This is a genomic window from Methylobacterium sp. 092160098-2 (assembly GCF_028920805.1).
GTDB lineage: Bacteria > Pseudomonadota > Alphaproteobacteria > Rhizobiales > Beijerinckiaceae > Methylobacterium > Methylobacterium fujisawaense.
In genome coordinates this window covers 4,500,936-4,524,071 of record NZ_JAQPZJ010000001.1, presented here as the reverse complement: position 1 = coordinate 4,524,071, position 23,136 = coordinate 4,500,936, and the positions used below count along the sequence as shown (strand labels likewise).

At 72.1% G+C, this 23,136-nt stretch carries 21 protein-coding genes and 1 tRNA gene; 9 read left to right on the top strand and 13 right to left on the bottom strand.

All coding sequences use genetic code 11. The features are described 5' to 3' along the window. Nucleotides 1-21: 21 nt before the first annotated feature. The 8 genes from nuoH to PQI07_RS21295 all read right to left on the bottom strand — a co-directional run bounded on the left by nuoH (nucleotide 22) and on the right by PQI07_RS21295 (nucleotide 8,882). Nucleotides 22-1,044 (bottom strand): NADH-quinone oxidoreductase subunit NuoH, encoded by a 1,023-nt coding sequence (nuoH, locus tag PQI07_RS21330; protein ID WP_043354215.1) that lies wholly within the window; start codon nucleotides 1,042-1,044, stop codon nucleotides 22-24. Nucleotides 1,045-1,054: 10 nt separating this feature from the next. After that, a complete protein-coding gene (gene nuoG / locus PQI07_RS21325; protein WP_274927349.1) occupies nucleotides 1,055-3,136 on the bottom strand; it encodes an NADH-quinone oxidoreductase subunit NuoG in 2,082 nt (693 codons plus the stop codon). A gap of 192 nt (nucleotides 3,137-3,328) precedes the next feature. After that, nucleotides 3,329-4,630, bottom strand: coding sequence for an NADH-quinone oxidoreductase subunit NuoF (nuoF, locus tag PQI07_RS21320; protein ID WP_043353978.1), 1,302 nt, complete (start codon nucleotides 4,628-4,630; stop codon nucleotides 3,329-3,331). Between the two features lie 9 nt (nucleotides 4,631-4,639). Further along, a complete protein-coding gene (nuoE, locus tag PQI07_RS21315) occupies nucleotides 4,640-6,001 on the bottom strand; it encodes an NADH-quinone oxidoreductase subunit NuoE (protein ID WP_274927348.1) in 1,362 nt (453 codons plus the stop codon). A 9-nt stretch (nucleotides 6,002-6,010) separates the two neighbouring features. Further along, on the bottom strand, nucleotides 6,011-7,201 hold the full coding sequence (locus tag PQI07_RS21310; RefSeq protein ID WP_043353981.1) for an NADH-quinone oxidoreductase subunit D: 1,191 nt from the start codon (nucleotides 7,199-7,201) through the stop codon (nucleotides 6,011-6,013). A gap of 16 nt (nucleotides 7,202-7,217) precedes the next feature. Continuing rightward, complete coding sequence (locus PQI07_RS21305; RefSeq protein ID WP_043381896.1) at nucleotides 7,218-7,865, bottom strand: NADH-quinone oxidoreductase subunit C; 648 nt, start codon at nucleotides 7,863-7,865, stop codon at nucleotides 7,218-7,220. A gap of 9 nt (nucleotides 7,866-7,874) precedes the next feature. Beyond that, the gene (locus tag PQI07_RS21300) at nucleotides 7,875-8,474 is read right to left on the bottom strand and encodes a NuoB/complex I 20 kDa subunit family protein (protein WP_043353985.1); all 600 of its coding nucleotides are present in this window, start codon (nucleotides 8,472-8,474) and stop codon (nucleotides 7,875-7,877) included. A 42-nt stretch (nucleotides 8,475-8,516) separates the two neighbouring features. Then, on the bottom strand, nucleotides 8,517-8,882 hold the full coding sequence (locus tag PQI07_RS21295; protein WP_007560754.1) for an NADH-quinone oxidoreductase subunit A: 366 nt from the start codon (nucleotides 8,880-8,882) through the stop codon (nucleotides 8,517-8,519). A 363-nt stretch (nucleotides 8,883-9,245) separates the two neighbouring features. On the opposite strand from PQI07_RS21295, the gene PQI07_RS21290 reads away from it, so the two are divergent. Continuing rightward, nucleotides 9,246-9,322 (top strand) — tRNA-Asp (locus tag PQI07_RS21290). Nucleotides 9,323-9,419: 97 nt separating this feature from the next. Here PQI07_RS21290 and PQI07_RS21285 read toward each other — a convergent pair. Next, nucleotides 9,420-10,331: an EamA family transporter gene (locus PQI07_RS21285; RefSeq protein WP_179696590.1), complete on the bottom strand. Its 912-nt coding sequence runs from the start codon at nucleotides 10,329-10,331 to the stop codon at nucleotides 9,420-9,422. Between the two features lie 29 nt (nucleotides 10,332-10,360). Continuing rightward, nucleotides 10,361-10,648 carry a DUF1127 domain-containing protein gene (locus PQI07_RS21280; RefSeq protein ID WP_342030099.1) on the bottom strand — a complete coding sequence of 96 codons (288 nt, stop codon included), beginning with the start codon at nucleotides 10,646-10,648 and terminating at the stop codon, nucleotides 10,361-10,363. Nucleotides 10,649-10,774: 126 nt separating this feature from the next. Between PQI07_RS21280 and PQI07_RS21275 the strand changes: the two genes are divergently transcribed. Next, complete coding sequence (locus PQI07_RS21275) at nucleotides 10,775-12,166, top strand: aminotransferase-like domain-containing protein (protein ID WP_274927347.1); 1,392 nt, start codon at nucleotides 10,775-10,777, stop codon at nucleotides 12,164-12,166. A 10-nt stretch (nucleotides 12,167-12,176) separates the two neighbouring features. Here PQI07_RS21275 and PQI07_RS21270 read toward each other — a convergent pair whose 3' ends face one another. After that, a complete protein-coding gene (locus PQI07_RS21270; protein WP_274927346.1) occupies nucleotides 12,177-13,502 on the bottom strand; it encodes a sensor histidine kinase in 1,326 nt (441 codons plus the stop codon). Further along, entirely contained in the window at nucleotides 13,502-14,167 is a 666-nt protein-coding gene (locus PQI07_RS21265) for a response regulator transcription factor (RefSeq protein WP_043381882.1), read from the bottom strand. Before PQI07_RS21265 ends, PQI07_RS21270 begins: the two co-directional genes overlap by 1 nt. Nucleotides 14,168-14,517: 350 nt before the next feature. On the opposite strand from PQI07_RS21265, the gene PQI07_RS21260 reads away from it, so the two are divergent. From PQI07_RS21260 to PQI07_RS21240, 5 genes are all read left to right on the top strand, one after another. After that, on the top strand, nucleotides 14,518-15,204 hold the full coding sequence (locus tag PQI07_RS21260) for a DNA-binding protein (RefSeq protein ID WP_043356205.1): 687 nt from the start codon (nucleotides 14,518-14,520) through the stop codon (nucleotides 15,202-15,204). Between the two features lie 24 nt (nucleotides 15,205-15,228). Beyond that, on the top strand, nucleotides 15,229-15,606 hold the full coding sequence (locus PQI07_RS21255) for a hypothetical protein (RefSeq protein WP_274927345.1): 378 nt from the start codon (nucleotides 15,229-15,231) through the stop codon (nucleotides 15,604-15,606). 79 nt (nucleotides 15,607-15,685) lie between these two features. Beyond that, on the top strand, nucleotides 15,686-17,437 hold the full coding sequence (locus PQI07_RS21250) for an ABC transporter ATP-binding protein (protein ID WP_053608508.1): 1,752 nt from the start codon (nucleotides 15,686-15,688) through the stop codon (nucleotides 17,435-17,437). Nucleotides 17,438-17,513: 76 nt separating this feature from the next. Next, entirely contained in the window at nucleotides 17,514-18,389 is an 876-nt protein-coding gene (locus PQI07_RS21245; protein WP_043381877.1) for an aldose 1-epimerase family protein, read from the top strand. 3 nt (nucleotides 18,390-18,392) lie between these two features. Then, the gene (locus PQI07_RS21240; RefSeq protein ID WP_043757278.1) at nucleotides 18,393-19,100 is read left to right on the top strand and encodes a uroporphyrinogen-III synthase; all 708 of its coding nucleotides are present in this window, start codon (nucleotides 18,393-18,395) and stop codon (nucleotides 19,098-19,100) included. On the opposite strand, the gene PQI07_RS21235 is transcribed toward PQI07_RS21240, so the two are convergent. After that, a complete protein-coding gene (locus tag PQI07_RS21235) occupies nucleotides 19,097-19,486 on the bottom strand; it encodes a hypothetical protein (protein WP_274927344.1) in 390 nt (129 codons plus the stop codon). The two genes, PQI07_RS21240 and PQI07_RS21235, sit on opposite strands and share 4 nt — an antisense overlap. Here PQI07_RS21235 and PQI07_RS21230 point away from each other — a divergent pair. Further along, nucleotides 19,476-21,377: a translation initiation factor 2 gene (locus PQI07_RS21230; RefSeq protein ID WP_274927343.1), complete on the top strand. Its 1,902-nt coding sequence runs from the start codon at nucleotides 19,476-19,478 to the stop codon at nucleotides 21,375-21,377. The two genes, PQI07_RS21235 and PQI07_RS21230, sit on opposite strands and share 11 nt — an antisense overlap. A 125-nt stretch (nucleotides 21,378-21,502) precedes the next feature. Continuing rightward, nucleotides 21,503-23,101: a heme biosynthesis protein HemY gene (locus PQI07_RS21225; RefSeq protein WP_274927342.1), complete on the top strand. Its 1,599-nt coding sequence runs from the start codon at nucleotides 21,503-21,505 to the stop codon at nucleotides 23,099-23,101. Nucleotides 23,102-23,136 lie beyond the last annotated feature (35 nt).

Sequence of the window (23,136 nt, the reverse complement as noted above, 5' to 3'; positions counted from 1 at the left end):
TCTCCGATTCGACGGGTGGGCTCAGGCGCCCGGCGCGAGGCCGGTCAGCTTGAGCACGAAGGCGACGACGACGACCGAGACCAGCGAGATCGGCAGGAAGACCTTCCAGCCGAGGCGCATGAGCTGATCGTAGCGGTAGCGGGGGACGATGGATTTCACCATCGCGAACAGAAAGAACAGGAAGCTCGCCTTCAGGACGAACCAGATCACCCCGGGAACCCAGGTGAAGGGCGCGAAGGGGATCGGCGAGAGCCAGCCGCCCAGGAACAGGATGGTTCCGAGCGCGCACATGCTCATGATGGCGACGTACTCGCCCAGCATGAACAGCAGGTACGGGGTCGAGGAATACTCGACCATGTAGCCGGCCACGAGTTCCGATTCGGCCTCCGGCAGGTCGAAGGGCGGGCGGTTCGTCTCTGCGAGCGCCGAGATGAAGAACACCACGAACATCGGGAACAGCCACAGCCAGTACCAGCCGAAGATCCCGAGGCTCGTGTCCTGCGCCATCACGATGCGGGAGAGGTTGAGCGAGCCGGCGCAGAGCAGCACGCAGATGATCACGAAGCCGAGGGAGACCTCGTAGGAGATCATCTGCGCCGCCGAGCGGAGCGCCCCGAGGAAGGCGTATTTCGAGTTCGACGCCCAGCCGCCCATGATGACGCCGTAGACCCCGAGCGACGAGATCGCGAAGATGTAGGTGATGCCGACATTGATGTCGGCGATCGCCCAGCCGTCGGCGAGCGGAATCACCGCCCAGCTCGACAGGGCGAGCATCGCGAAGACCAGCGGCGCCAGCAGGTAGATCGCCTTGTTGGCCCCGGCCGGGATCACCGGCTCCTTGAGCACGAACTTGATCAGGTCGGCGAAGGACTGGAACAGGCCGAAGGGTCCGACCACGTTCGGCCCGCGCCGAAGCTGCACTGCCGCCCAGATCTTCCGGTCGGCGAGCAGCGCATAGGCGATGAAGACGAGGAGCGCCGAGAGCAGCACGAAGCTCTTCAGCACGATCAGGAGCACGGTCCCGAGGATTTCGAGCGACGTCATCGGTGGGCTCCTACTCGGCCGCCGCGAGGGGCTGCGCCTCGGCGGCGCGCTCCCGGGCAAGGCGCGAGCACTCGGCGAGGATCCGCGAGGCGCGGGCGATCGGGTTGGTGAGGTAGAAGTCGGTCACGGGCGAAGCGAAGGCCGGCCCGCCGGTCGCGCTGCCGAGACGGATCAGCTTCTCCGCCGCCTCCACGACGTCGCCCGGCTCCACGGCGCCGATCGCCGCGAAATGCGGGTGGGCGGCATAGAGCGCTTGGCGGAGCGCGGTGAGCGAATCGAAGGGCAGGCGCTTGCCGAGGACGTCCGACAGGGCGCGCAGGATCGCCCAGTCCTCGCGGGCGTCGCCCGGCGGGAAGGCGGCGCGGTTGCCCATCTGGACCCGGCCTTCCGTGTTCACCCAGGTCGCCGACTTCTCGCTGTAGGCGGCCCCCGGCAGGATCACGTCGGCGCGGGAGGCGCCGCGGTCGCCATGGCTGCCCTGGTAGATCACGAAGGCGCCCGGGGCGACGTCGCGCTCGTCGGCGCCAAGGTTGAACAGGACGTCCAGCGCGCCCGGCTCCAGCATCTGCGCGAAGGTCAGGCCGCCCTCCCCCGGCACGAAGCCGAGATCGAGCGCGCCGACGCGGGCAGCGGCCGTGTGCAGCACGCCGAAGCCGTTCCACTCGGCCGAGATCGCGCCGATCGACTTCGCCAGCGACGCCGCCGCGGCCAGGACGCCCGGCTCGGCATGGGCGCCGACGAGGACGAGCGGCGCCTTGGCCTCCTTGAGGACGTCGAGGAAGCTGTGCTCGCCCCGGGACAGCGCCGCCAGCGAGTCCGGCCCGGCGCCGATATAATGGCTCGGATAGGTCAGATCGACCGGCTCCCCGATCACGCCCACCGCCAGCGGCGCCATGCGCCAGCGCTTGCGGATGCGGACGTTGAGCAGCGAGGCCTCGGTGCGCGGGTTGGCGCCGACGATCAGGATCGCGTCCGCCGCCTCGATGCCCGGAATGGTCGGGTTGAAGATGTAGGAGGCGCGGCCGAGCGCCGGGTCGAGCCCGGCATCGGTCTGGCGGCAATCGAGGTTCGGCGAGCCGAGGCTCTTGATCAGCTCGCGGAGCGCGAACATCTCCTCGATGCCCGCGAGATCGCCGACCACGGCGCCGATGCGTTTCGGATCCGCCCCCTTCACCTTGGCGGCGATCGCCTGGAACGCCTCACCCCAGGAGGCGGGCCGCAGCCGGCCGTTCTCGCGCAGGTACGGCCGGTCGAGGCGCTGCATCCGCAGCCCGTCGATGTGGTAGCGGGTCTTGTCGGAGATCCACTCCTCGTTGATCTCCTCGCTGATCCGCGGCTCGATCTGCATGACCTCGCGGCCGCGGGTGTCGATGCGGATCGCCGAGCCGACCGCGTCCATCACGTCGACCGACTCGGTCTTGTTCAGCTCCCACGGCCGGACGTTGTAGCTCTGCGGCCGGTGCACGAGGGCGCCGACCGGGCAGAGATCGGCGACGTTGCCCTGAAGCTCCGAGGCCATCGACTGCTCGAGGTAGCTCGTGATTTCCATGTCCTCGCCGCGGCCGATGGCGCCGAGGTCGGGCACGCCCGCCACCTCGGCGAGGAAGCGCACGCAGCGGGTGCAGTGGATGCAGCGGTTCATCGCGGTCCGCACCAGCGGGCCGATATGCTTCTCCTCGACCGCCCGCTTGTTCTCCGTGTAGCGGGTCGAATCGACCCCGTAGGCCATGGCTTGGTCCTGCAGGTCGCAATGGCCGCCCTGGTCGCAGATCGGGCAGTCGAGGGGGTGGTTGATGAGGAGGAACTCCATCACCCCCTCGCGGGCCTTCTTGGTCCCCTGCGAGCGGGTCAGCACCTCCGGCGGCTCGCCGTTCGGGCCGGGGCGGCAATCCTTCACCGCGTAGGCGCAGGAGGCCACGGGCTTGGGCGCGCCCTTCAGCTCGACGAGGCACATGCGGCAATTGCCGGCGATCGACAGGCGCTCGTGGAAGCAGAAGCGCGGGATCTCGGCCCCCGCGGCCTCGCAGGCCTGGAGCAGCGTGTAATCGGCGGGGACGTCAACCTCGGTGCCGTCGACGAGGATTTTTGTCATCGGATCGTCTCGTAAACTGGCCCAAACGCACGAGGCCGGATCCCACCCGCACCCTCATCCTGAGGTGCGAGGCGCAGCCGAGCCTCGAAGGAGATGTCCAGCCCGCCTCGCGATCTCGGGAGGCCTCCTGCGAGGCCCGCCGACGCGGGCATCTCAGGATGAGGCTGTGGGTTGGACACCGGCATAGCCCTTTTACTCCGCAGCCATCGGCACAGGCTCGCTGTGCGGATTCGCGGTGTAGCGGTCGATGCGCTTCTCGATCTCGGGGCGGAAATGCCGGATCAGGCCCTGGATCGGCCAGGCCGCCGCGTCGCCGAGCGCACAGATCGTGTGACCCTCGATCTGCTTGGTCACCTCGAACAGCATGTCGATCTCGCGCTTCTGGGCGCGGCCCTCGGTCATGCGCTGCATCACCCGCCACATCCAGCCCGTGCCCTCCCGGCACGGCGTGCACTGGCCGCAGGATTCGTGCTTGTAGAAGTACGAGATCCGGGTGATCGCCGCGACGATGTCGGTGGACTTGTCGAGCACGATCACCGCTGCCGTGCCCAGGCCGGAGCCGAGGTTGCGCAGGGTGTCGAAATCCATCTTCGCGTCGATGATTTGTTCCGCGGGAACAAGGGGGACTGAGGATCCGCCCGGGATGGAACACAAAAGATTGTCCCAGCCGCCGCGCATGCCGCCGCAATGACGGTCGATCAGCTCCCGGAAGGTGATGCCCAGCTCCTCCTCGACGTTGCACGGCTTGTTGACGTGCCCGGAGACGCAGAAGAGCTTGGTGCCGGTGTTGTTCTTGCCGCCCAGGCCCGCGAACCACGCGCCGCCCCGGCGCAGGATCGTGCCGGCGACCGCGATCGACTCGACGTTGTTCACCGTCGTGGGGCAGCCGTAGAGGCCCATATTGGCCGGGAACGGCGGCTTCAGCCGCGGCATCCCCTTCTTGCCCTCCAGGCTCTCGATGAGCGCGGTCTCCTCGCCGCAGATATAGGCGCCGGCGCCGTGGTGGACGTAGATGTCGAACGGGTAGTCGTGCACGTTCGACTGGCCGACGAGGCGGGCCGCGTAGGCCTCGTCCACGGCCTTCTGAAGGGCGTGCTTCTCGGCGACGTACTCGCCGCGGATGTAGACGTAGCAGGCATGCGCGTTCATCGCGAAGCAGGCCAGCATGCAGCCCTCGATCAGGAGATGCGGGTCGTGCCGCATGATCTCCCGGTCCTTGCAGGTGCCCGGCTCGGACTCGTCGGCGTTGACCACGAGGTAGTGCGGGCGCCCGTCGGACTTCTTGGGCATGAACGACCATTTGAGGCCGGTGGGGAAGCCCGCGCCGCCGCGGCCGCGCAGGCCCGAGGCCTTCATCTCCTCGATGATCCAGTCGCGGCCCTGTTCCAGCAGGAACTTGGTCCCGTCCCAGGCGCCACGCTTCTTGGCGGCGTCCAGGCCCGGCGAGTGGAGCCCGTAGAGGTTGGTGAAGATGCGATCCTGATCCGACAGCATGTCAGGTCCTCACTGAGCCGGCGCCGACAGGGCCTTGGCCTGCCCCACCCAGTTCTCCCGGTCGATGCGACCCGGGAACGCGAGGTAGGTGCCGACCCAGGTGATCTCGTCGCGGGACCACGCGGCGATCTGGTCGAAATGGTAGATGCCGAGCCCGTTCAGGCGCTGGCTGTTGCCCGGGCCGACGCCCGTGATGCGCGTCAGATCGTCCGGCTTCCCGGCGCGGGCGGCGTCGAGGCCCGGCGGGCGCTTGCCCACGGCGTCGGCCTTCCGCTCCGGGCTCGCATCCTTCGGCAGGGCCGCGAGGGCGCCGGCGATGCGGGCTTCCTCGGCCTCGGCCGCGACTTCGCCCGCGCTGGCGCCCGACGCTTCCGGCTGCTGCGGGACGGCGTCGCGCGCCGGCACGTCCTGATGGCCCTGGTCGCCGGCGGCGGGTTCGCCCTCGGCGACACGCTTGGCCGGCGAATCGAGCACGTCCGCGTCGCCCGGCCGGGCGGAGCCGTGCTTCGCGGTGGACCGGCCGCGCTCGGCCGCGTCGGCGCGATCCTCCGCCTTGACCGGCGTCTCGCCGTTGGCGACGCGCTGGGCCGGCGCGTCGGAGGCCGGACGCTCGATCGGCCGGCCGGCATCGGGCCGCGCCGGCTTCGGGTTCTCGGCTGCCTGCTGCGTTCCGGAGGCCGCCTCGCCGGTCTGGGCGGCCGGCGTCTCGACCTTTCCGGCCTCCTCGAAGCGCTTGCGCCACGCGCCGACGCGCGAGCCGTCGAACAGGGTCGGGTCGGTGAGCGTGTTCACGGCGCCCTGGGGCTCGGACGAGACGCGCCCGGTCTGCGAGCCGACCTTCACGGGCCGTCCGGCGGCGAGGTCGTCCATCAGCTGGCCGAGGGATTCGGGCGTCAGGTCCTCGTAGTAATCCTGATTGATCTGCACCATCGGCGCGTTGCAGCAGGCACCCAGGCACTCGACCTCGAGCCACGAGAAGGTGCCGTCCGCCGAGACGTGGCCGGGGGGGCCGAGCCGGGCCTGCAGCATCTCCTTGAGACCCCGCGCACCGCAGGAATCGCACGGCACCGTGCCGCAGACCTGGATCCAGAAGCGACCCACGGGCTCGAGAGCGAACATCGTGTAGAAGGTGGCCACCTCCAGCACGCGGATGTTCGGCATGCCGAGCTCGGCCGCCACCGCCTCGATGGCCGCCCGCGGCAGCCAGCCGCCGTTCTGCTCCTGCGCCCGCCACAGGAGCGAGATCACCGCGGAGGCCTGACGGCCTTCCGGGTACTTGGCGATCTGGGTCTTGGCCCACTCGGCGTTCTCGGGGGAGAACGCGAAGCTCTCGGGCTGCTCCGAGGCGGGGGCGAGTCTGCGGTTTGCCATCGCTCTAACTTACCGATCCACTTCGCCGAACACGATGTCGAGCGTGCCGAGCACGCAGGACACGTCGGCCAGCAGGTGCCCGCGGCACATCCAGTCCATCGCCTGAAGATGCGCGAAGCCCGGCGCGCGGATCTTGCAGCGATACGGCTTGTTGGTTCCATCCGACACGAGATAGACGCCGAACTCGCCCTTCGGCGCTTCCACGGCGGCGTAGACCTCGCCCTCGGGCACGTGGAAGCCCTCGGTGTAGAGCTTGAAGTGGTGGATGAGCGCCTCCATCGAGCGCTTCATCTCCCGACGCGGCGGCGGGGCGAACTTGCCGTCGACCGAGGCGATCGGCCCCTGGCCGGCGGGCTCGCGCAGCTTGGCGACGCATTGCTTCATGATGCGCACGGACTGGCGCATCTCCTCCATGCGGATCACCTGGCGATCGTAGGTGTCGCCGTTCTTTCCGACGGGGATGTCGAACTCCATCTCCTCGTAGCACTCGTAAGGCTGCGCCTTGCGCAGGTCCCAGGGAATCCCTGAGCCGCGCACCATCACGCCCGAGAAGCCCCACTCCATCGCCTCGTCCACCGACACGATGCCGATATCGACGTTGCGCTGCTTGAAGATGCGGTTGGCCATGACGAGGTCGTCGAGATCCTGGACGACCTGCAGGAACGGGTCGCAGAACGCGTCGATGTCGTCGATCAGCTTCGGCGGCAGGTCCTGGTGGACGCCGCCGGGCCGGAAGTAGTTGGCGTGGAGCCGGGCGCCGGAGGCCCGCTCGTAGAAGATCATCAGCTTCTCGCGCTCCTCGAAGCCCCAGAGCGGGGGCGTGAGGGCGCCGACATCCATCGCCTGCGTGGTGACGTTGAGGAGGTGCGACAGCAGGCGGCCGATCTCGCAGAACAGCACGCGGATCAGCTGCGCGCGGCGCGGCACCTCGATCCCGGCGAGCCTCTCGATCGCCAGGCAGAAGGCGTGCTCCTGGTTCATCGGCGACACGTAGTCGAGCCGGTCGAAATAGGGCGTCGCCTGCAGGTAGGTCTTGTACTCGATGAGCTTCTCGGTGCCGCGGTGGAGCAGCCCGATATGCGGATCGACCCGCTCGACCACCTCGCCGTCGAGTTCCAGCACGAGGCGCAGCACGCCGTGCGCGGCCGGGTGCTGCGGGCCGAAGTTGATCGCGAAGTTGCGGATGTTGTGTTCGGTCACGGGCGGTCTCCGCGGCTCATGCCGACGTCTTCTCGTCGCCCGGCAGCACGTAGTCGGTGCCTTCCCACGGGGACAAGAAGTCGAAGTTCCGGAATTCCTGCGTCAGCTGGACCGGCTCGTAGACCACCCGCGCCTGGTCCTGGTCGTAGCGGACCTCGACGAAGCCGGTCAGCGGGAAGTCCTTGCGCAGGGGGTGCCCCTCGAAGCCGTAATCGGTGAGCAGGCGGCGCAGGTCGGGATGGCCCGAGAACAGGATCCCGTAGAGGTCGTAGGTCTCGCGCTCGTACCAGTTGGCGGCGGGGAACACCTCGATCACCGACGGGACGGGGGTCACCTCGTCGGTCTGCACCTTCACCCGGATGCGCAGGTTATGGCGCAGGGAGAGCAGGTGATAGACCACGTCGAAGCGCTTCTCGCGCTGCGGGTAGTCCACGCCGCAAATGTCGATGAAGTTGCGGAAGGCGCAGGCCGGATCGTCGCGCAGGTAGGTCAGCGCGTAGACGATGTCGGAGGCCTGGACCACCAGCGTCAGCTCGCCGAACGCGATGGTGTGGGACACCACCGCGGGCCCGAGGGCGCCGGTAACCCGCTCGGCCAAGGCCGCGACGGCGTCGGCGCCGTAGGCCGGCTGGGTATGGGGCAGGATCGAGATGCCGTTCGTCATGGCCGCTCCTCAGCGCTCGATCGTGCCGGTCCGGCGGATCTTCTTCTGCAGCAGCAGCACGCCGTAGAGCAGCGCCTCGGCGGTGGGCGGGCAGCCGGGCACGTAGATGTCCACCGGCACCACCCGGTCGCAGCCGCGGACCACCGAATAGGAATAGTGGTAGTAGCCGCCGCCGTTGGCGCAGGAACCCATGGAGATGACGTAGCGGGGCTCCGGCATCTGGTCGTAGACCTTGCGCAGCGCCGGGGCCATCTTGTTGGTCAGCGTGCCGGCGACGATCATCACGTCGGACTGGCGGGGCGAGCCGCGGGGCGCGAAGCCGAACCGCTCGCAATCGTAGCGCGGCATCGACATCTGCATCATCTCGACCGCGCAGCAGGCGAGGCCGAAGGTCATCCACATCAGGGAGCCGGTGCGGGCCCAGTTGATCAGCTCGTCCGTGGTGGTCAGCAGGAAGCCCCGATCGGCCAACTCGTCGCTGATCGACAGGAAGGTCGGATCGTCCGCGCCGATCGGACGGCCGGTGTTGGGATCGATGATCCCCTTCGGCTGGGGCGCGATCGCGGGGGCGCGGGACAGGGCGCGGTTCGTGTCGGTGATCAGGGCCATCGGCGACTCAGGAATGCAGTGCGGGCGGCGAGCGGCGGGGCATCAATCCCATTCGAGGGCGCCCTTGCGCCACTCGTAGACGAAGCCGACGGTCAACACGCCCAGGAAGACGATCATCGACCAGAAGCCGAACCAGCCCAGATCCCCGAAGGTGATCGCCCAGGGGAAGAGGAACGCGACCTCGAGGTCGAAGATGATGAACAGGATGGCGACAAGGTAGAAGCGCACGTCGAACTTCATGCGGGCGTCGTCGAACGCGTTGAAGCCGCACTCGTAGGCCGAAAGCTTCTCGGGATCGGGGCTCTTGAAGGCGACCAGGAAGGGGACGACCAGCAGCGCGGTGGCGATGAACAGCGCCACGCCGATGAACACGATGAGCGGCAGGTAATCCGCCAACAATCCGGTCATGCCAGGGCCTCGCGAGAGGAGTGAAACCGCGGTGCGACGCCGACCCGGATCCGCCCGTGGAATTGTTCTTATGCCAGGATGCGCGCGGCCGGAGGCTTAGTCGAGCCGCCGGCCCGTGACAATGGCTTGTCGCGTCGCACAAAGCGCGCTGTCAGCCGTCTTGTCAGTCATGTCCAAGATGGGCTTGCGCGGCGCTGGCGCAACACGGCGGAAGCGCGCAGGCCCCGAGTCGGGGTGCCTCGCCGCGTTCCTCAGGCGACGCGCATGCGAATCCGCGCCGGATGCGCTTGACAGGGCCCGAAGCGCCCCATAAACCCCGCCCCGTCGCCGGGCAAAACGCCCCCTCCGAAGCGACCACGCCGTGCGGGCGTAGCTCAGTTGGTTAGAGTGCCGGCCTGTCACGCCGGAGGTCGCGGGTTCGAGCCCCGTCGCCCGCGCCACGTCCCTTATTCAACATTTGTCGGTCCGATCTCGCAAGAGCGAGGACGCGTGCCATGAGCGGCAGGTCTGCGCGGCGCATGCGGCGGGACTTTGGCGTCAGGGCTGCGGAGCATCCGCCGCGGGGCCGAGGGCGTCCCGCCCCGAGGACCGGACGGCGGACCGGCCGCCCCTGAGACTCAACGCGATCCCGACCAGGATGAGGCTGCCACCGACCAGGATGTCGGCACTCAGCGGCTCGCCCAGGACGAGATGTGTGCTCAGGATGCCGGCCACCGGCACCAGCAGGGCGAAGGGCGTCACGGCGGCTGCCGGGTAGCGGGTCAGGAGCCCGTTCCAGAGGCCGAAGGCGAGGAGCGTCGTCGGGTAGGCCTGGAACGCGACCGATCCGACCGCCGCCCAATTCGGATGTGCCAGCGCCGCCAGGGCGCCCGGTCCCTCGATGATCAGCGACAGGATCAGCAGCGGCGGCGTGGTGGCGAGGCTGCCCCAGACCATCAGCGCCAGCATGTCGACCCGGCCGATCCGCTTCACGATGACGTTCGCGCAGGCCCAGGACAGGGCTGCGCCGACGACCAGGAGCAATGGACCCGGCGGGGCGCCCCCGCTCCGTTCGATCGCCACCGCGGCGACGCCGAGGAGCGCGATCCCGCCCCCCACCACCTGAAGGCCGCGCGGGCGCTCCTTCTGCACCGCCCAGGCGAGCGCCACGGTTAGCGGCACCTGGACCTGGATCAGCAGCGACGACAGCCCGGCCGGCATCCCGAAGCGGATGGCGGTCATGAGCAGCCCGAACTGGCCGACCCCGAGGGCGAGCCCGAATCCGGCCACCAGGACCATGGGAGCCCGGGGCGGCCGGATCACCAGCGCCGCCGGCAGGGCCGCGAAGCCGAAGCGCAGGGCACACAGCATCAGCGGCGGCACCGTCTCGAGGCCGGCCTTGATGGCCACGAAGGCCAGCCCGAGGATCGTGACCACCAGGATTGCGGCGAGCCCGTCGCGCAGCGTCATGGGCGGATCCTACGCCGCACGCGGCCGCGTCACCACCGCCGCGCCGCCCCCCGTGCCTGGCGGCGCTCGTCGCGGCGGCCGATCAGCCGATGGATCGCGTCGCCGGTGCCCGGAACGCAGGCATCCGCCACGTCCTGGCGCGTCAACCCGATATCCTTCAGCTCCCGGTCCGACAGGGTCGACAGGCGGTGGAGCACGCGGCGGTTCATGGCCGCCCGCGACAGGCCGGCGCGGATCTCGGCGGCGAGGGCGAGGACGGTTCCGGCCATCCGGGCGAGCCGCCCGGTCCGGGCCTCGAGGGTGGCGGTTTCGGTCATGCACGGGTTCATGGATCCCCTCCTCCATCGTTCCGGGGCGGGGCGATCCTGGCGCCGCGGGGCTGGCGGCGACAGGAACACTTCGGTACGGTTACGAAGAATTGTCCGGACGAAAGAGCAGTACGGATGGCGGTCGCAGTCAGAAGTCCCGGGACGCGCGTCGAGGCCGTGGTCGGCGAGATCCGGGAACGGATCGCGGCGCGGCGGCTGGTTCCGGGCGTGCGGATCCCGTCGGTGCGGGCCTTTGCGGAGACGATGGGCGTCTCGAAATCCACGGTCGTGGAAGCCTACGAGCGCCTCGCCGCCGAGGGCGCCGTGGTGGCGCGGCCGGGCTCTGGCTTCTACGTCGCCGGCAAGACGCGGCCGCTCTCGCTCCAGGCGATGGGGCCGCGGCTCGACCGGATCGTCGACCCGCTCTGGATCACCCGGCAGGCGCAGCAGGCCGGCTCGGATCAGCTGAAGCCCGGGGCCGGCTGGTTGCCCGATTCCTGGATGCCCCACGAGGGGATCCGCCGGGGCCTGCGCCGGGTGGCCCGGGCCGACCTCGCCGAGATGACCAATTACGACCGGCCCCTGGGCTACGCGCCCCTGCGCCACCAGATCGCCCGCAAGATCGGCGAGAAGGGCGTCGGCGCCGAACCGGACCAGATCGTGCTGGTCGAATCGGCCACGCAGGCGCTGGACCTCGTCTGCCGCTTCCTGCTCCAGCCCGGCGACACCGTGCTGGTGGACGATCCCTGCTATTTCAACTTCCTGGCGCTGCTGCGCGCACAGCGCGTCGCGGTGGTCGGCGTGCCGATCACGCCGGAGGGGCCGGACCTGCGGGCGCTCGCGACCCTGCTGGAGCAGCACCGGCCGCGCTTCTACCTGACCAACGCCGCCCTCCAGAACCCGACGGGGGCGAGCCTCGCGCCCACCGTGGCGCACCGCCTGCTGAAGCTGTGCGAGGCCCACGACACGCTGATCGTGGAGGACGAGATCTTCGGCGACCTCGAACCCGAGGCGGCCCCGCGGCTCGCGGGCTTCGACGGGCTGGAGCGGGTGATCCAGATCGGCAGCTTCTCCAAGACCCTGTCGGCGGCGGCGCGCTGCGGCTGGATCGCGCTCCGGGCCGACTGGGTCGAGCCGCTGGTCGACCTCAAGCTGGCTCTCAGCCTCGGCAACGGACACATCACGGCCGCGCTGGTGCATGCGCTCATCACCGAGGGCGCCTACCGGCGGCACCTCGCCGAGACCCGCCGCCGGCTCGCCGGCGCGATGGTGCAGGCCGCCGCGGAGCTGCGCGCCTGCGGCCTGGAGACCTGGGCGCAGCCCCGGGGCGGCTTCTTCCTGTGGATGCGCCTGCCGGACGGGCGCGACGGGGCCGATGTCGCCCGCCGGGCGCTCGCCCGCGGCATGGTGCTGGCGCCGGGAACCTCGTTCAGCCTGTCGGATGCCTGGAACGGCTACATGCGCTTCAACGTCGCCCATTGCGCCGATCCGCGGATCCGCCCGATCCTGCGGGAGGCGCTGGGCTGAGCGTTCCCGGTCAGGCCGGGAGAACCAGATCCGCCCGCAGGCCGCCGAGTTCGGACCGTCCGAGGTTCAGGCCGCCGCCGTAGAGTTCGGCGAGTTCCAGGGTGATCGGCAGCCCGAAGCCGTGGCCCGGCACGCCCTCGTCGAGACGGCGGCCCCGCGCCATGACGGCGGAGGCCGCCGCCGGGTCGAGGCCGGGCCCGTCATCCTCCACCGATAGGGACACACCGCCGTCGCGCGCCGTCGCGGAGACCCGCACGCGGCTCCGGCACCAGCGGCAGGCATTGTCCACGAGGTTGCCGAGCATCTCGTCGAGATCCTGGCCCTCGCAGGGGACCGACAGGGCCTCCGGGACGTCGAGGTCGATCGCCACGCCCTTCTCGGCATAGATGCGGGTGAGCGCAGCCCGCAGGTCCGAGAGCCGGGGCGCCAGGGCCGTGCGCCCCCGGGCCGATCCCGCCAGGGCCGCGGCCCGGGCGCGCCGGAGGTGGTGCCGCACCCGCCGGTCCATGTCGTCCACCTGCCGGCGCAGGGCACCGTCCGGGTCGCGGGCAGGCTCCGCGAGCGCCATCGACAGGGTGGCGAGCGGCGTCTTGAGGGCGTGGGCGAGGTTGGCGACGTGGCCGCGGGCGCGTTCCAGGTTCTGCGCGTTCTGATCGAGGAGGGCGTTGAGTTCCGCCACCACCGGCGCGATCTCGGCGGGCTGGTCCGCCGGAACGCGCTCGCGCCGCCCCGCCCGGACCGACGCGAGGTCCGCGCGCAGGCGTGTCAGCGGCGCGAGGCCGAGGCGCACCTGGACCGCCAGACCGGCGAGCAGGCACAGGCCGAGGATGCCCAGCGCCACGGCGAGGCTGGTCAGCGCCGCGCGCAGCGGCCCGCGCAGTTCTCCCTCCGGCGCCGCCGCCACGATCGTCGCGGACTCGGGCCCTGGCACGACCAGCACCCGGGCGATGAGGGGCTCGCCGTGCGGCCCCGTGCCGGATGCCGGATGCGGCCGGCCCGGATCGTCGTCCGGACCGGGGTCGGACAGGCGGATGTCGCCGCCCCGCAGGGAGCCGGAGCGGATCGTCTCGGGTCCCCGGCGCACCTCCCAGGCCCAGCCGGGGCCGGGCCGGTCGAAGGGTGGTGCGTCGAGCGTCTGCGGGAGGATCCCGGCCTCGAGCCCCGCGCGCAGGGCCACGATCTGCGCGTCGAGGCGGCCGTCGAGCTGCCCGCGCACGAACCGGTGCAGGATGACCCCGATGGCGAGGCCCGCCACCACCAGGGCGGCCAGCACCAGCACCAGGGCCGCGGTCAGCAGGCGTGTGCGGAGCGAGCGCCGCTGCGTCGCCTCCGCCATCAGGCGGGCTCCGCATGCAGGCGGTAGCCGTGGCCGCGCACGCTCTCGATCCGGGCCGGCGCGATCTTCCGGCGCAGCCGCGTGATGATCACCTCGACGGAGTTCGAGTCCACGTCCGCGTCGCCCTCGTAGACCCGCTCGATCAGGTGCAGGCGCGGCACCACGGTCTCGCGGTTCAGCATCAGGCAGGAGAGGACCCGCCATTCCAGGCCGGTGAGCTTGAGCGGCAGGCCCTCGTGCTCGAAGGCGCCGAGCCCCGGATCGAAGCTCAGGGGGCCGCAGGTGATCCGGCTCGCCCCGCCGCCCTGGGACCGGCGGACGAGGGCGCGCAGGCGGATCACCAGCTCCTCCACCCGGACCGGCTTGACGAGGTAATCGTCCGCCCCCGCCTTGAAGGCCGCGACCTTGTCGCTCCAGCCGTCCCGGGCGGTGAGCACCAGCACCGGCAGGGTCCGCCCGGCCCCGCGCCAGGCCCGCAGCACCGAGACGCCGTCGCCCTTCGGCAGGCCGAGATCGAGCACGACGGCATCGTAGCCCTCGGTCTCGCCGAGATGCTGGGCGTCCTCGCCGGTGGCGGCGTGGTCGAGCACGAAATTCTCGGCGCGCAGGACCTTGGCGACCTCCGCCGCGAGGGCCGCGTCGTCCTCCACCAGCAGGATCTTCACGCGTCTGATCTCCCCGTCTGGCCCCCGATGGCCGGTTTCGACCGCCGCCGGAGCGATGCGCCGGGCATCCGGCTGATTTCACCCGCGGCCGCGGCCGCGAACCCTGCCGCCGCCAGCACTTAGGGCCGTTGTCTCACCTGGGCCGCCGGGACGGCCACGCGGGCGCCGAGCTGCCGGCCCGCATCAGCGCCCGCTGCCAAGCCTTTGAACGCGCACGGGTTCCACACGAGGCGCTCTAGGGCGGCGCGTTTAACCGGGCCTGAACCGCGCGGTTCAGATCGGATTGCCGGCGGCGCCTTACGAAGGGGCATCGGATCGAGCGGATCCGGACCCTTTCAGAGGATGAGATCATGAGCGACGACAAGACCATCGACGGGACCGCCCGGGAGATCCGCGAGCCCGAAGCCGCCGCGCCGGCGTCGAAGGCGATCCCGCGACGGACCTGGGTGGTCGGCGCGGTGGCGCTGCCGCTGGCGCTCGGCGCCGTCGGCCTGTCCCTGGCGCAGGGAACGCCGTTCCAGCCGACGCCGGTCGCGCCGGTGGCGATCCAGGCCCTGGCCCCCTCGGGCGCGACGGCCATCAAGGGCGAGGTCGCGGAGATCTTCGGCAACAAGTTCGTGGTGCAGGACGGGACCGGGCGCGCGCTCGTGGAGACGGGTCGCGAGGGCGAGGACGGCGGCCTCGTCGCCAAGGGCGAGACCGTGACGGTGCAGGGCCGTTTCGAGACCGGCTTCCTGCATGCCCGGATCCTGACCCACGGGGACGGGCGCACGCTGCTGCTCGGGCCGGCGGGCGGTCCGCCGACGGGGAGCCTGGACTGGGCCAAGGACCGGCTCGGTCTCGGGCCGAAGCTCGACACCGCCGCCCTGACCGCATCGGTCCAGGCGGCGGGCTACAGCGACGTGCGGGTCACGGGCCGCGGTCCGCGTCATCTGGAGGTGGCCGCCAAGGACCGGGACGGGCGCGAGCAGCAGCTCCATGTCGGCTTCGACGGTCAGGTGCGCAAGCGGCCGGCGCCGGGCCTCCCGCCGCTGTGAGGTCCGCCGCGGCGGGCGGGACGCATGCAACCCTTCCTCTCCTGCCGCGTCCTCCTGTCTCTCGACCGGCAGGAGGTGCGCGCCATGGAACCGATGAAGCCGATGGAACCGATGAAGCCTATGGAACCCATGAAGCCCATGGAACCGATGAAGGGCATGGAGCCCTGGTGGCCGAAGGATCTCGGCGAGCCCGCGACCAGCGGCGCGCAGAACGGGATGAAATATGCCTTCTTCCCCGACAAGCGCCGCCTGCTGATCGACCGCGACGGGCAGGTCTCGACCTACGACAGCGGCGACCACCGGATCGGCGGCGTCGCGCAGGCGGACGGGACCGCCAAGACCCTGACCTTCACCAGCCAGGACGGCGACGTGGATCTCGGCTCCCTCAAGAAGCTCGGCTGAGCCCCGGCGTGGACAGGCCGGGACGGCGCGCTTAAGCCCGGCCGACCATGCGAGCCGTCCCGCTGACACCCGCGACGCCATGCGCGCGCTGATCGACCTCGTCCGGGCCATGCGGGCCGCCGACCGGCGGCGCCTCGCCCTGATCGCCCTCGGGCTCGCGGTGGCGGCGCTGCTGGAGGTCGTGGGCGTCGCCGCGGTGATCCCGTTCCTGACGCTGGTCGGGGATCCGTCGGCGGCGACCCGGGTTCCCTATCTGGCCCAGGCCCGGAGCGTCCTCGGCCTGACCGACGAGCGCAGCTTCCTGCTGGTCACCGGCGGCGCGGCGCTTACGGCGATCCTCGTCACCGCGCTGGTGAATGCCGGGCTGACCTACGCGCAGCTCCGGTTCACCCATCTGGCCGGCTACGGCTTCAGCCGGCGGCTGCTGTTCCGCTACCTCGACCGGGAGCGGCTGTTCTTCGCGAAAGCCAACAGCGCCGAGCTTGCCAAGAACGTGCTGTCGGAGACCGACCGGCTGGTGATCGGCGCGCTGACGCCCGCCACGGTGCTCGCCTCGCGGGCGAGTTCGGCACTCGCGGTGATCGCCTTCCTGCTGGCCTACGCGCCGCAGCTCGCGCTGATCCTCGGGGGCGGCTTCGGCGGACTCTATGTCGGGATCTACCTCGTGATGCGCGCCCGGCTCGCCCGGCTGGGCAGCCGCACCGTCGCCGACAACGAGGCCCGGTTCCGGATCGTGCAGGAGACCTTCGGGGCGCTCACCGAGCTGAAGCTCTACGGGCGCGCGGAGGCGTTCGCCTCTCGGTTCGACGCCCCGGCCCGGGCCTACGCCCTCGCCACCGCGGCGAGCCAGCTCACCGGCCAGATGCCGCGCTTCGTCATCGAGGCCCTGGCTTTCGGCGGGGTGATCGTGGTGGTGCTGTTCGCGCTCGCCCAGGGTCTCGACGTCGCCGGGATCCTGCCGCTCCTCGGCCTGTTCGCCTTTGCGGGCTACCGCATGCTGCCGGCCTTCCAGAACATCTTCACCTCGGTGGCGCTGATGCGCTTCACCCTGCCGGCGGTGCGGGTCATCGTCGACGAGCTCGCCGACGAGCGGGAGCCCCTGCCCCGCACCGCGGACAGGCTGCCCTTCGCCCGGGCGATCCGGCTCGAGGGTCTCGGCTTCGATTACGGCACCGGGCGTCCGGCCCTCGCCGGGATCGACCTGACGATCCCGGTCAACACCACGGTCGGCCTCGCCGGGCGGACCGGCTCGGGCAAATCGACGCTCGCCGGACTGATCCTCGGCGTCCTGAGCCCGACCGCCGGGCGGATCACCGTGGACGGCCGCCCCCTCGATGCCGGGACCCTGCCCGCTTGGCAGAACCGGATCGGCTACGTCCCGCAGGAGGTGTTCCTGGTGGACGGCACCGTGGCGGAGAACATCGCCCTGGGCCTCGACGCGCCGGACCTCGCCGCCGTCGAGCGGGCGGCGCGGCTCGCCGGCGCCCACGACTTCGTCGCCGCCCTGCCCCACGGCTACGCGGAGCGGGTCGGCGAGCGCGGGGCCCGGCTGTCCGGCGGCCAGCGCCAGCGCATCGGCATCGCCCGGGCGCTCTACCACGACCCGGACGTCATCGTGTTCGACGAGGCGACCTCCGCCCTCGACGACGAGACGCAGTCGGCCGTGATGCGGGCACTCCGCGCCCTGTCGGGCCGGCGGACGCTGATCCTGATCGCCCACCGGCTGTCGACCCTGGAGGGCGCCGACGCGGTCCACGTCCTGGAGGCGGGCCGGATCGTCGCCTCCGGGCCGCCCGAGGCGGTCCTGCCGGGGCTCGGCACGGCGGCGTGAGCCGGCCCTTGCTGGCCCCTTGCGTCCGGCCCCGCCTCCGTTACCTCGGCTCTCCGAGGCAGACCGGGAGAGCACCGTGACCACGCGCATCGAGCTGACCGCACCGGACGGCACAACCGCGACCCTCGCGACCCACGGGGCCGAGCCGGTCTCCTGGCGGGTCGGCGGGACCGAGTATCTCTGGAGCGGCGATCCCGAGCACTGGAACCGGCACGCCCCCTGGCTCTTCCCGGTCGTCGGCGCCTCGGCGGGCGGGCACGTGACGGTCGGGTCGGAGCGCTACCCGATGGCCCAGCACGGCTTCGCCCGCGACCTGCCCTTCGCGGTGGTCGACCGGAGCGCCGACGCGGTGACCCTGCGCCTGACCGACGGCCCCGAGACGCGGGCGCATTATCCCTTCGCGTTCCGCCTCGATATCACCGCGCGGGTCCGTCCGGCGGGTCTCGACCTCGACGTGACCGTCGCCAATCCCGGCGACGTCCCCCTGCCCTACGCCCTCGGCTTCCACCCGGCCTTCCCGTGGCCCTTCGCGGGGGGCACCCGCGCCCGGGACGGCGGCTACGCGGTGACCTTCGAGCAGGCGGAGCGGCCCTTCGCGCCCCAGGTCGGCCCGGGCGGCCTGCTGCTGCGCGACGAGCAGCCGATCCCCCTCGCCGGGGACACGCTGCCCCTCGATCCGGCGCTCTTCACCGAGGCCTTCGTGTTCCGGAACGCCCGCAGCCGCTGGATGCGCTTCACCGGCCCCGGACGGGCGATCCGCATGGAGATGGCGGATTTTCCCCATCTGGCGGTCTGGACCAAGCCCACCGCGCCGTTCCTGTCGCTGGAATGCTGGACCGGCTACGCCGACTGGTCGGATTTCGCGGGCGACCTCGCCGAGCGCGATTCGCAGCGTCTGCTCGCCCCCGGCGGCACCGCGCATCACGGCGTCCGCCTCACGCTGGACACCTAGCCCGTGCGCGTCTGGGTGGCACGGCCCGAGCCGGGGGCGACACGGACCGGAGCGGCCCTGGCGGCGCAGGGCCACGCGCCGCTCGTCGCGCCCGTTCTGGCGGTGCGGCCGACCGCGGCGGCACCGCCCGCGGGACCCTTCGCCGCCCTGCTCCTCACCAGCGCCAACGCGGTGCCGGCGATCCGGGACGCGCCGCCCCTGCGCGGTCTCCCGGTCTTCGCCGTCGGTGCGCGGACGGCTGCGCTGGCACGCGCGGCCGGCCTCGGTCCCGTGCGCGAGGGGCCGGGCGATGCCGCCGGCCTCGCCGCCCTGGTGGCGGATGCCCTGGCGCCCGGCGAATCCCTTCTCCACGCGACCGGGGCCGAGCGAAAGCCGGAGCCGGCGGCAACGCTGATGGCCGCGGGGTTCCGGATCACCACCTTCGTCGCCTACCGGGCCGAGGCGCTGCGGACGCTCCCGCAGGCGGTGGGCCTCGAGCTCGCCGCGGGACGCCTCGAAGCCGCCCTTCACTATTCCCGGCGCAGCGCCGCCGTCGCCCTCGCCCTCGCGGATGGATCGGGTCATGGCGGAGCTTTCCGCCGCCTGGGGCATTACTGCCTATCGTCGGATGTCGCGGCCCCCCTGGAAGCCGCCGGTGTTCCGGTCCATTTCGTCGCGACACGCCCGCGCGAAGCGGATCTGCTCGACGCCCTGGCGCCGCCACCGGGTTAGCCGTGCGGTGACAGGGAGGCCGGGCCGCCGTATCTCGCCCTCGCGCCCGGCGCCGCCGCGGTGCTAGGGGGGCGCGGCGACGCCGAAGAGTTGGAGGACTTGCCCGTGACGCCACCACCCAGCGACGCCGACAAGCCCGGTCCCGGCGGTCGGAAGCCGGACGCCGCGCCCGGCAAGCCCGGATCGTCCACGCCGCCCGGGGGCGCGTCCCGGTCGCCCGCGACATCGGCGTCCACCGCCTCGGCGTCGGCCTCGACATCCTCGGCGTCCACCGCCGCCGGTGCGAAGCCGAGTGCCCCGGGTCCGGCCGAGACCGTGAAGGGACCGCAGGGATCCCCGCTTGGAACACCGCCCAAGCCGGCGACCGAGCCCGTCGTGTCCGCCAAGCCCGGTACGAGCGACGCCCGCCCCGACGGCGGCAAGCCTGGGCCCGGTACCGACGGCCTGAAGCCGTCGTCCGGCCCGGCCGCCCAGCCGCCCGGCGCCAAGCCCGATGCGCTCAAGGCCGGGTCCGACAGGTTCGAGACGAAGCCGGGCACGACCACCTCGTCGTCGGCAACGGCGTCGTCGTCGACGGCCTCCGCCACCGCGTCGGCGGCCACCGGGGCGACGGCCGATCCGAAGGCCGCCCAGCCCGGCACCGGCCCCCAGGGCGGTCCCCGTCCGGGCGGTCCCGCTTCGGGTGCCGCGGGTCAGGCGGCCGCCAGTGCGGTGACCGCCGGTCCGATCATCGACCTCAAGGCCAAGCGCATCTCCGATCCGCCGTCGGCCGGCAAGGATGCGGCCAAGGACACCTTCAAGGATGCCCCGAGGGATGGCAAGGAGGCGCCGAAGGGGCCGATCCCCGCGGCGGCCTCCGTCGATCCGGCCAGACCTGCGGCTGGATCGTCTGCCCGGGCGCGGGCCGGGTTCGGATCGATCGCGGCTGCCGGGCTGCTCGGCGGCGTGATCGGCGCCGGCCTGCTGTTCGGTGCCGAGAAGGCCGGGATCGGTCCCGATCCGCGCCTGAACGCCCTGGACCAACGGCTTTCCAGCCAGATCGCGTCCCTCGACAAACGTCTCGACGGGCTGGCCCCGCGCGATGCGCTGGCGGCCCTCGACAAGCGCGTCGCCACCGCGGAATCGAGCGCCAAGCAGGCCCTGGACAAGGCCGGCGCGGCGCCGGCGGCCGCGACGGACGGCCAGGCCTCCGGTGCGGCGCCGGCCGTGCCGCCGGATCTCGTCGCCCGCCTCGACAACCTCGACCAGCGCGTCGCCGCGCTTCAGGAGGAGCCCGGCCAGGAACCGGGCCGGGACCAGTCGGCGGGCGCGAAGCTCGGCGTGATCCAGGACAACGCGAAGCAGATCGCCGATCTCGAGACCCGCCTGAAGGCGGTGGAGGACGCTGGCGGCGACAAGGGGGCGGCCGAGGACGCGTCCCGAAAAATCGCGGCGCTGCAGGGCGAGGTGGAGCAGAAGACCAAGGCGAATGCCGAGGCCGACGCGGCGCTCGGTCAACGCCTCGACGCGCTGCAACAGGCCCTCGACGCGCGGGTGAAGGCGGCCACGGAGGCGGTCCAGGCCGCCGCTCAGGCGAGCCGCACCGCCGCTGAGGCGGGACAGACCCAGGCCGCCGAGTCCGCGAAGGCGGTGGATCGGCGTCTGCAGGAGCAGGCCGATCAGATCGCTGCGCTGGACAAGAGCGTGGCGCAGCGCGCCGAGGCCAGCACCGTCCAGGCGGCTCTCCGGGTCGTGGTCGCCGATCGCGTGGCGGCCGCCCTCGAATCCGGCACGGCCTATGCGGAGCCGCTCGCGACCCTGCGCAAGCTCGATCCGGGCACCGAAGCGCAGGCCAAGGCCCTCGCCCCCTTCGCCGAGGGCGGCGCGCCCTCGGCGGCGGATCTCGCCGACACGTTCCGGCCGATCGCCGAGCGGATCGCGGCCAAGCGGCAGGCGCAGCGGGCCAAGAGCGCCGCGGAGACCGGGGATTTCCGCTCCAAGCTCCTCAGCATGGCCGACGGTCTCGTGCAGATCCGCAAGGCCGACGCGCCCGCCCCCGAGGCTTCCGACGCTCCGGAGGGCAAGGTCCAGGCGGCCCTCGACCGCGGCGACCTCACGGCGGCCTCGGCGGCCTTCGCGGCGCTCCCGGCCGAGGCCCAGGAGCCGGCCGGCGATTTCGGTGCCAAGCTGAAGGCCCGGGCCGAGGCCGAGCAGGCCGTGCGCACCCTCCTCGACAGCGCCTTCAAGGCCCTGCCGGTCGGCGCCGCCCAACCGGCCCAGGCCGCCCCCGGGCGCTAGTCCGGTGACGGACCCGATCCGCGCCCTGCGCGGCCGCACCCTCTCCGAGCGGACGCGCAGGCGCCCCGCTCCTCCCGCCCCCCGCGACGGCCGCCAGCCGGCCGCCGACAGGAGACACTGACCCCATGTGGCGCGCCCTCGCCTTCCTGGCCCTGCTCGCACTCGCCGCCTTCGGAGCGGTCTGGATCGCCGACAGGCCCGGTACCGTCACCGTCGTCTGGAACGGCTACCAGATCGGCACCAGCCTCGCGGTCGCCCTCGTCGGGGTGATCGCGGCGGCGATCGTCCTGGGCGTGCTCTGGGCGATCGTGCGCGGCGTCATCGGCCTGCCGGAGGCCCTGGTCCGCGGCTCCGCCGAGCGGCGCCGCGCCAAGGGCCTCTCCGCCCTCTCCCGCGGCATGGTGGCGGTGGGCTCGGGCGATCCCCTGGCGGCCCGCCGCTTCGCGGGCGACGCCGAGCGGCTCCTCGGCACCGAGCCGCTGACCCTGCTGCTCAAGGCCCAGGCCGCGCAGATCTCCGGCGACCGGGACGCCGCCGAGAGCGCCTTCCAGCGCATGGTCGACGATCCCGAGACCCGGGTCCTGGGCCTGCGCGGCCTGTTCGTGGAGGCCCGGCGCCGGGAGGACGAGACGGCCGCCCGCGCCTACGCCACCGAGGCCGCCCGCCTCGCGCCGAGCGTCACCTGGGCCAACGAGGCCCTGCTCGAGGCGCAGAGCGCCGACGGCGACTGGGCCGCCGCCCTGGAGACCATCGAGCGCCGCTCGTCCCTCGGCCTGATCGACAAGGCCACCGCCCGGCGGCAGCGGGCCGTGCTGCTGACCGCGATCGCCGGCGAGCGCGAGGCCGGCGAGCCGGAACTCGCCGCGGAGCGCATCCTGCAGGCGGTCAAGCTCGCCCCCGATCTCGTCCCGGCGGCCTGCATCGCCGGACGCCTCCTCGCCCGCCGCGGCGACGTCAAGAAGGCAGCCCGGATCGTCGAGGCGGCCTGGAAGGCCAATCCCCATCCCGACCTCGCCAAGGTCTATCTCGGGCTGCGGCCCGGCGATTCGGTCCGCGACCGTCTCGCCCGCGCCGAGGTCCTGGCGAAGCTGTCCGTCTGGGATCCGGAATCCCGGCTCGCCCTGGGGCAGGCCGCCCTCGACGCGCGGGATTACAAGCGGGCCCGCGAGGCCGTGAAGCCCCTGCTCACCGACCGGCCGACCGCCCGCGCCTGCCTGATGATGGCGGCCATCGAGGAGGCCGAACACGGCGCCGCCTCCGGCCAGGCCCGCGAGTGGCTGGCCCGGGCCGCCCGCGCCCCGCGCGACCGCGTCTGGATCGCCGATGGCATCGCCACCGAAACCTGGGCGCCGGTCTCGCCGGTGACTGGGCGCCTCGACGCCTTCACGTGGCGCGAGCCGCCGAACACCCTGGCCGCCGCACCCGCGGTGGAGCCGGAAGCGGATTCGACCGCCCCGGCCCTCGTCCCGGCCGCGACGCGCCCCTCTGCGCCCGTCCCCGGATCGGTCGCCCCGTCGGCCTCTGCACTGTCCTCTGCATCGGCCTCTGCATTGGCCTCTGCACCGGTCGCCACCGGACCGGGAACGCCGGTGCCGGTGCCCACCGTCCTGCCGGCGAAGGCAGCCAGCGCGAAGACCGCCGGCGCCGATCCGGTCTCGGCCGGGATGGCGGCCGCAGCGCTGCCGCCGGGATCGGCGGATCGCGCCGTTCGTCGGATGGGATGACCGGCCGCGCCAAGCGCCGATCATCCCCGCAGATC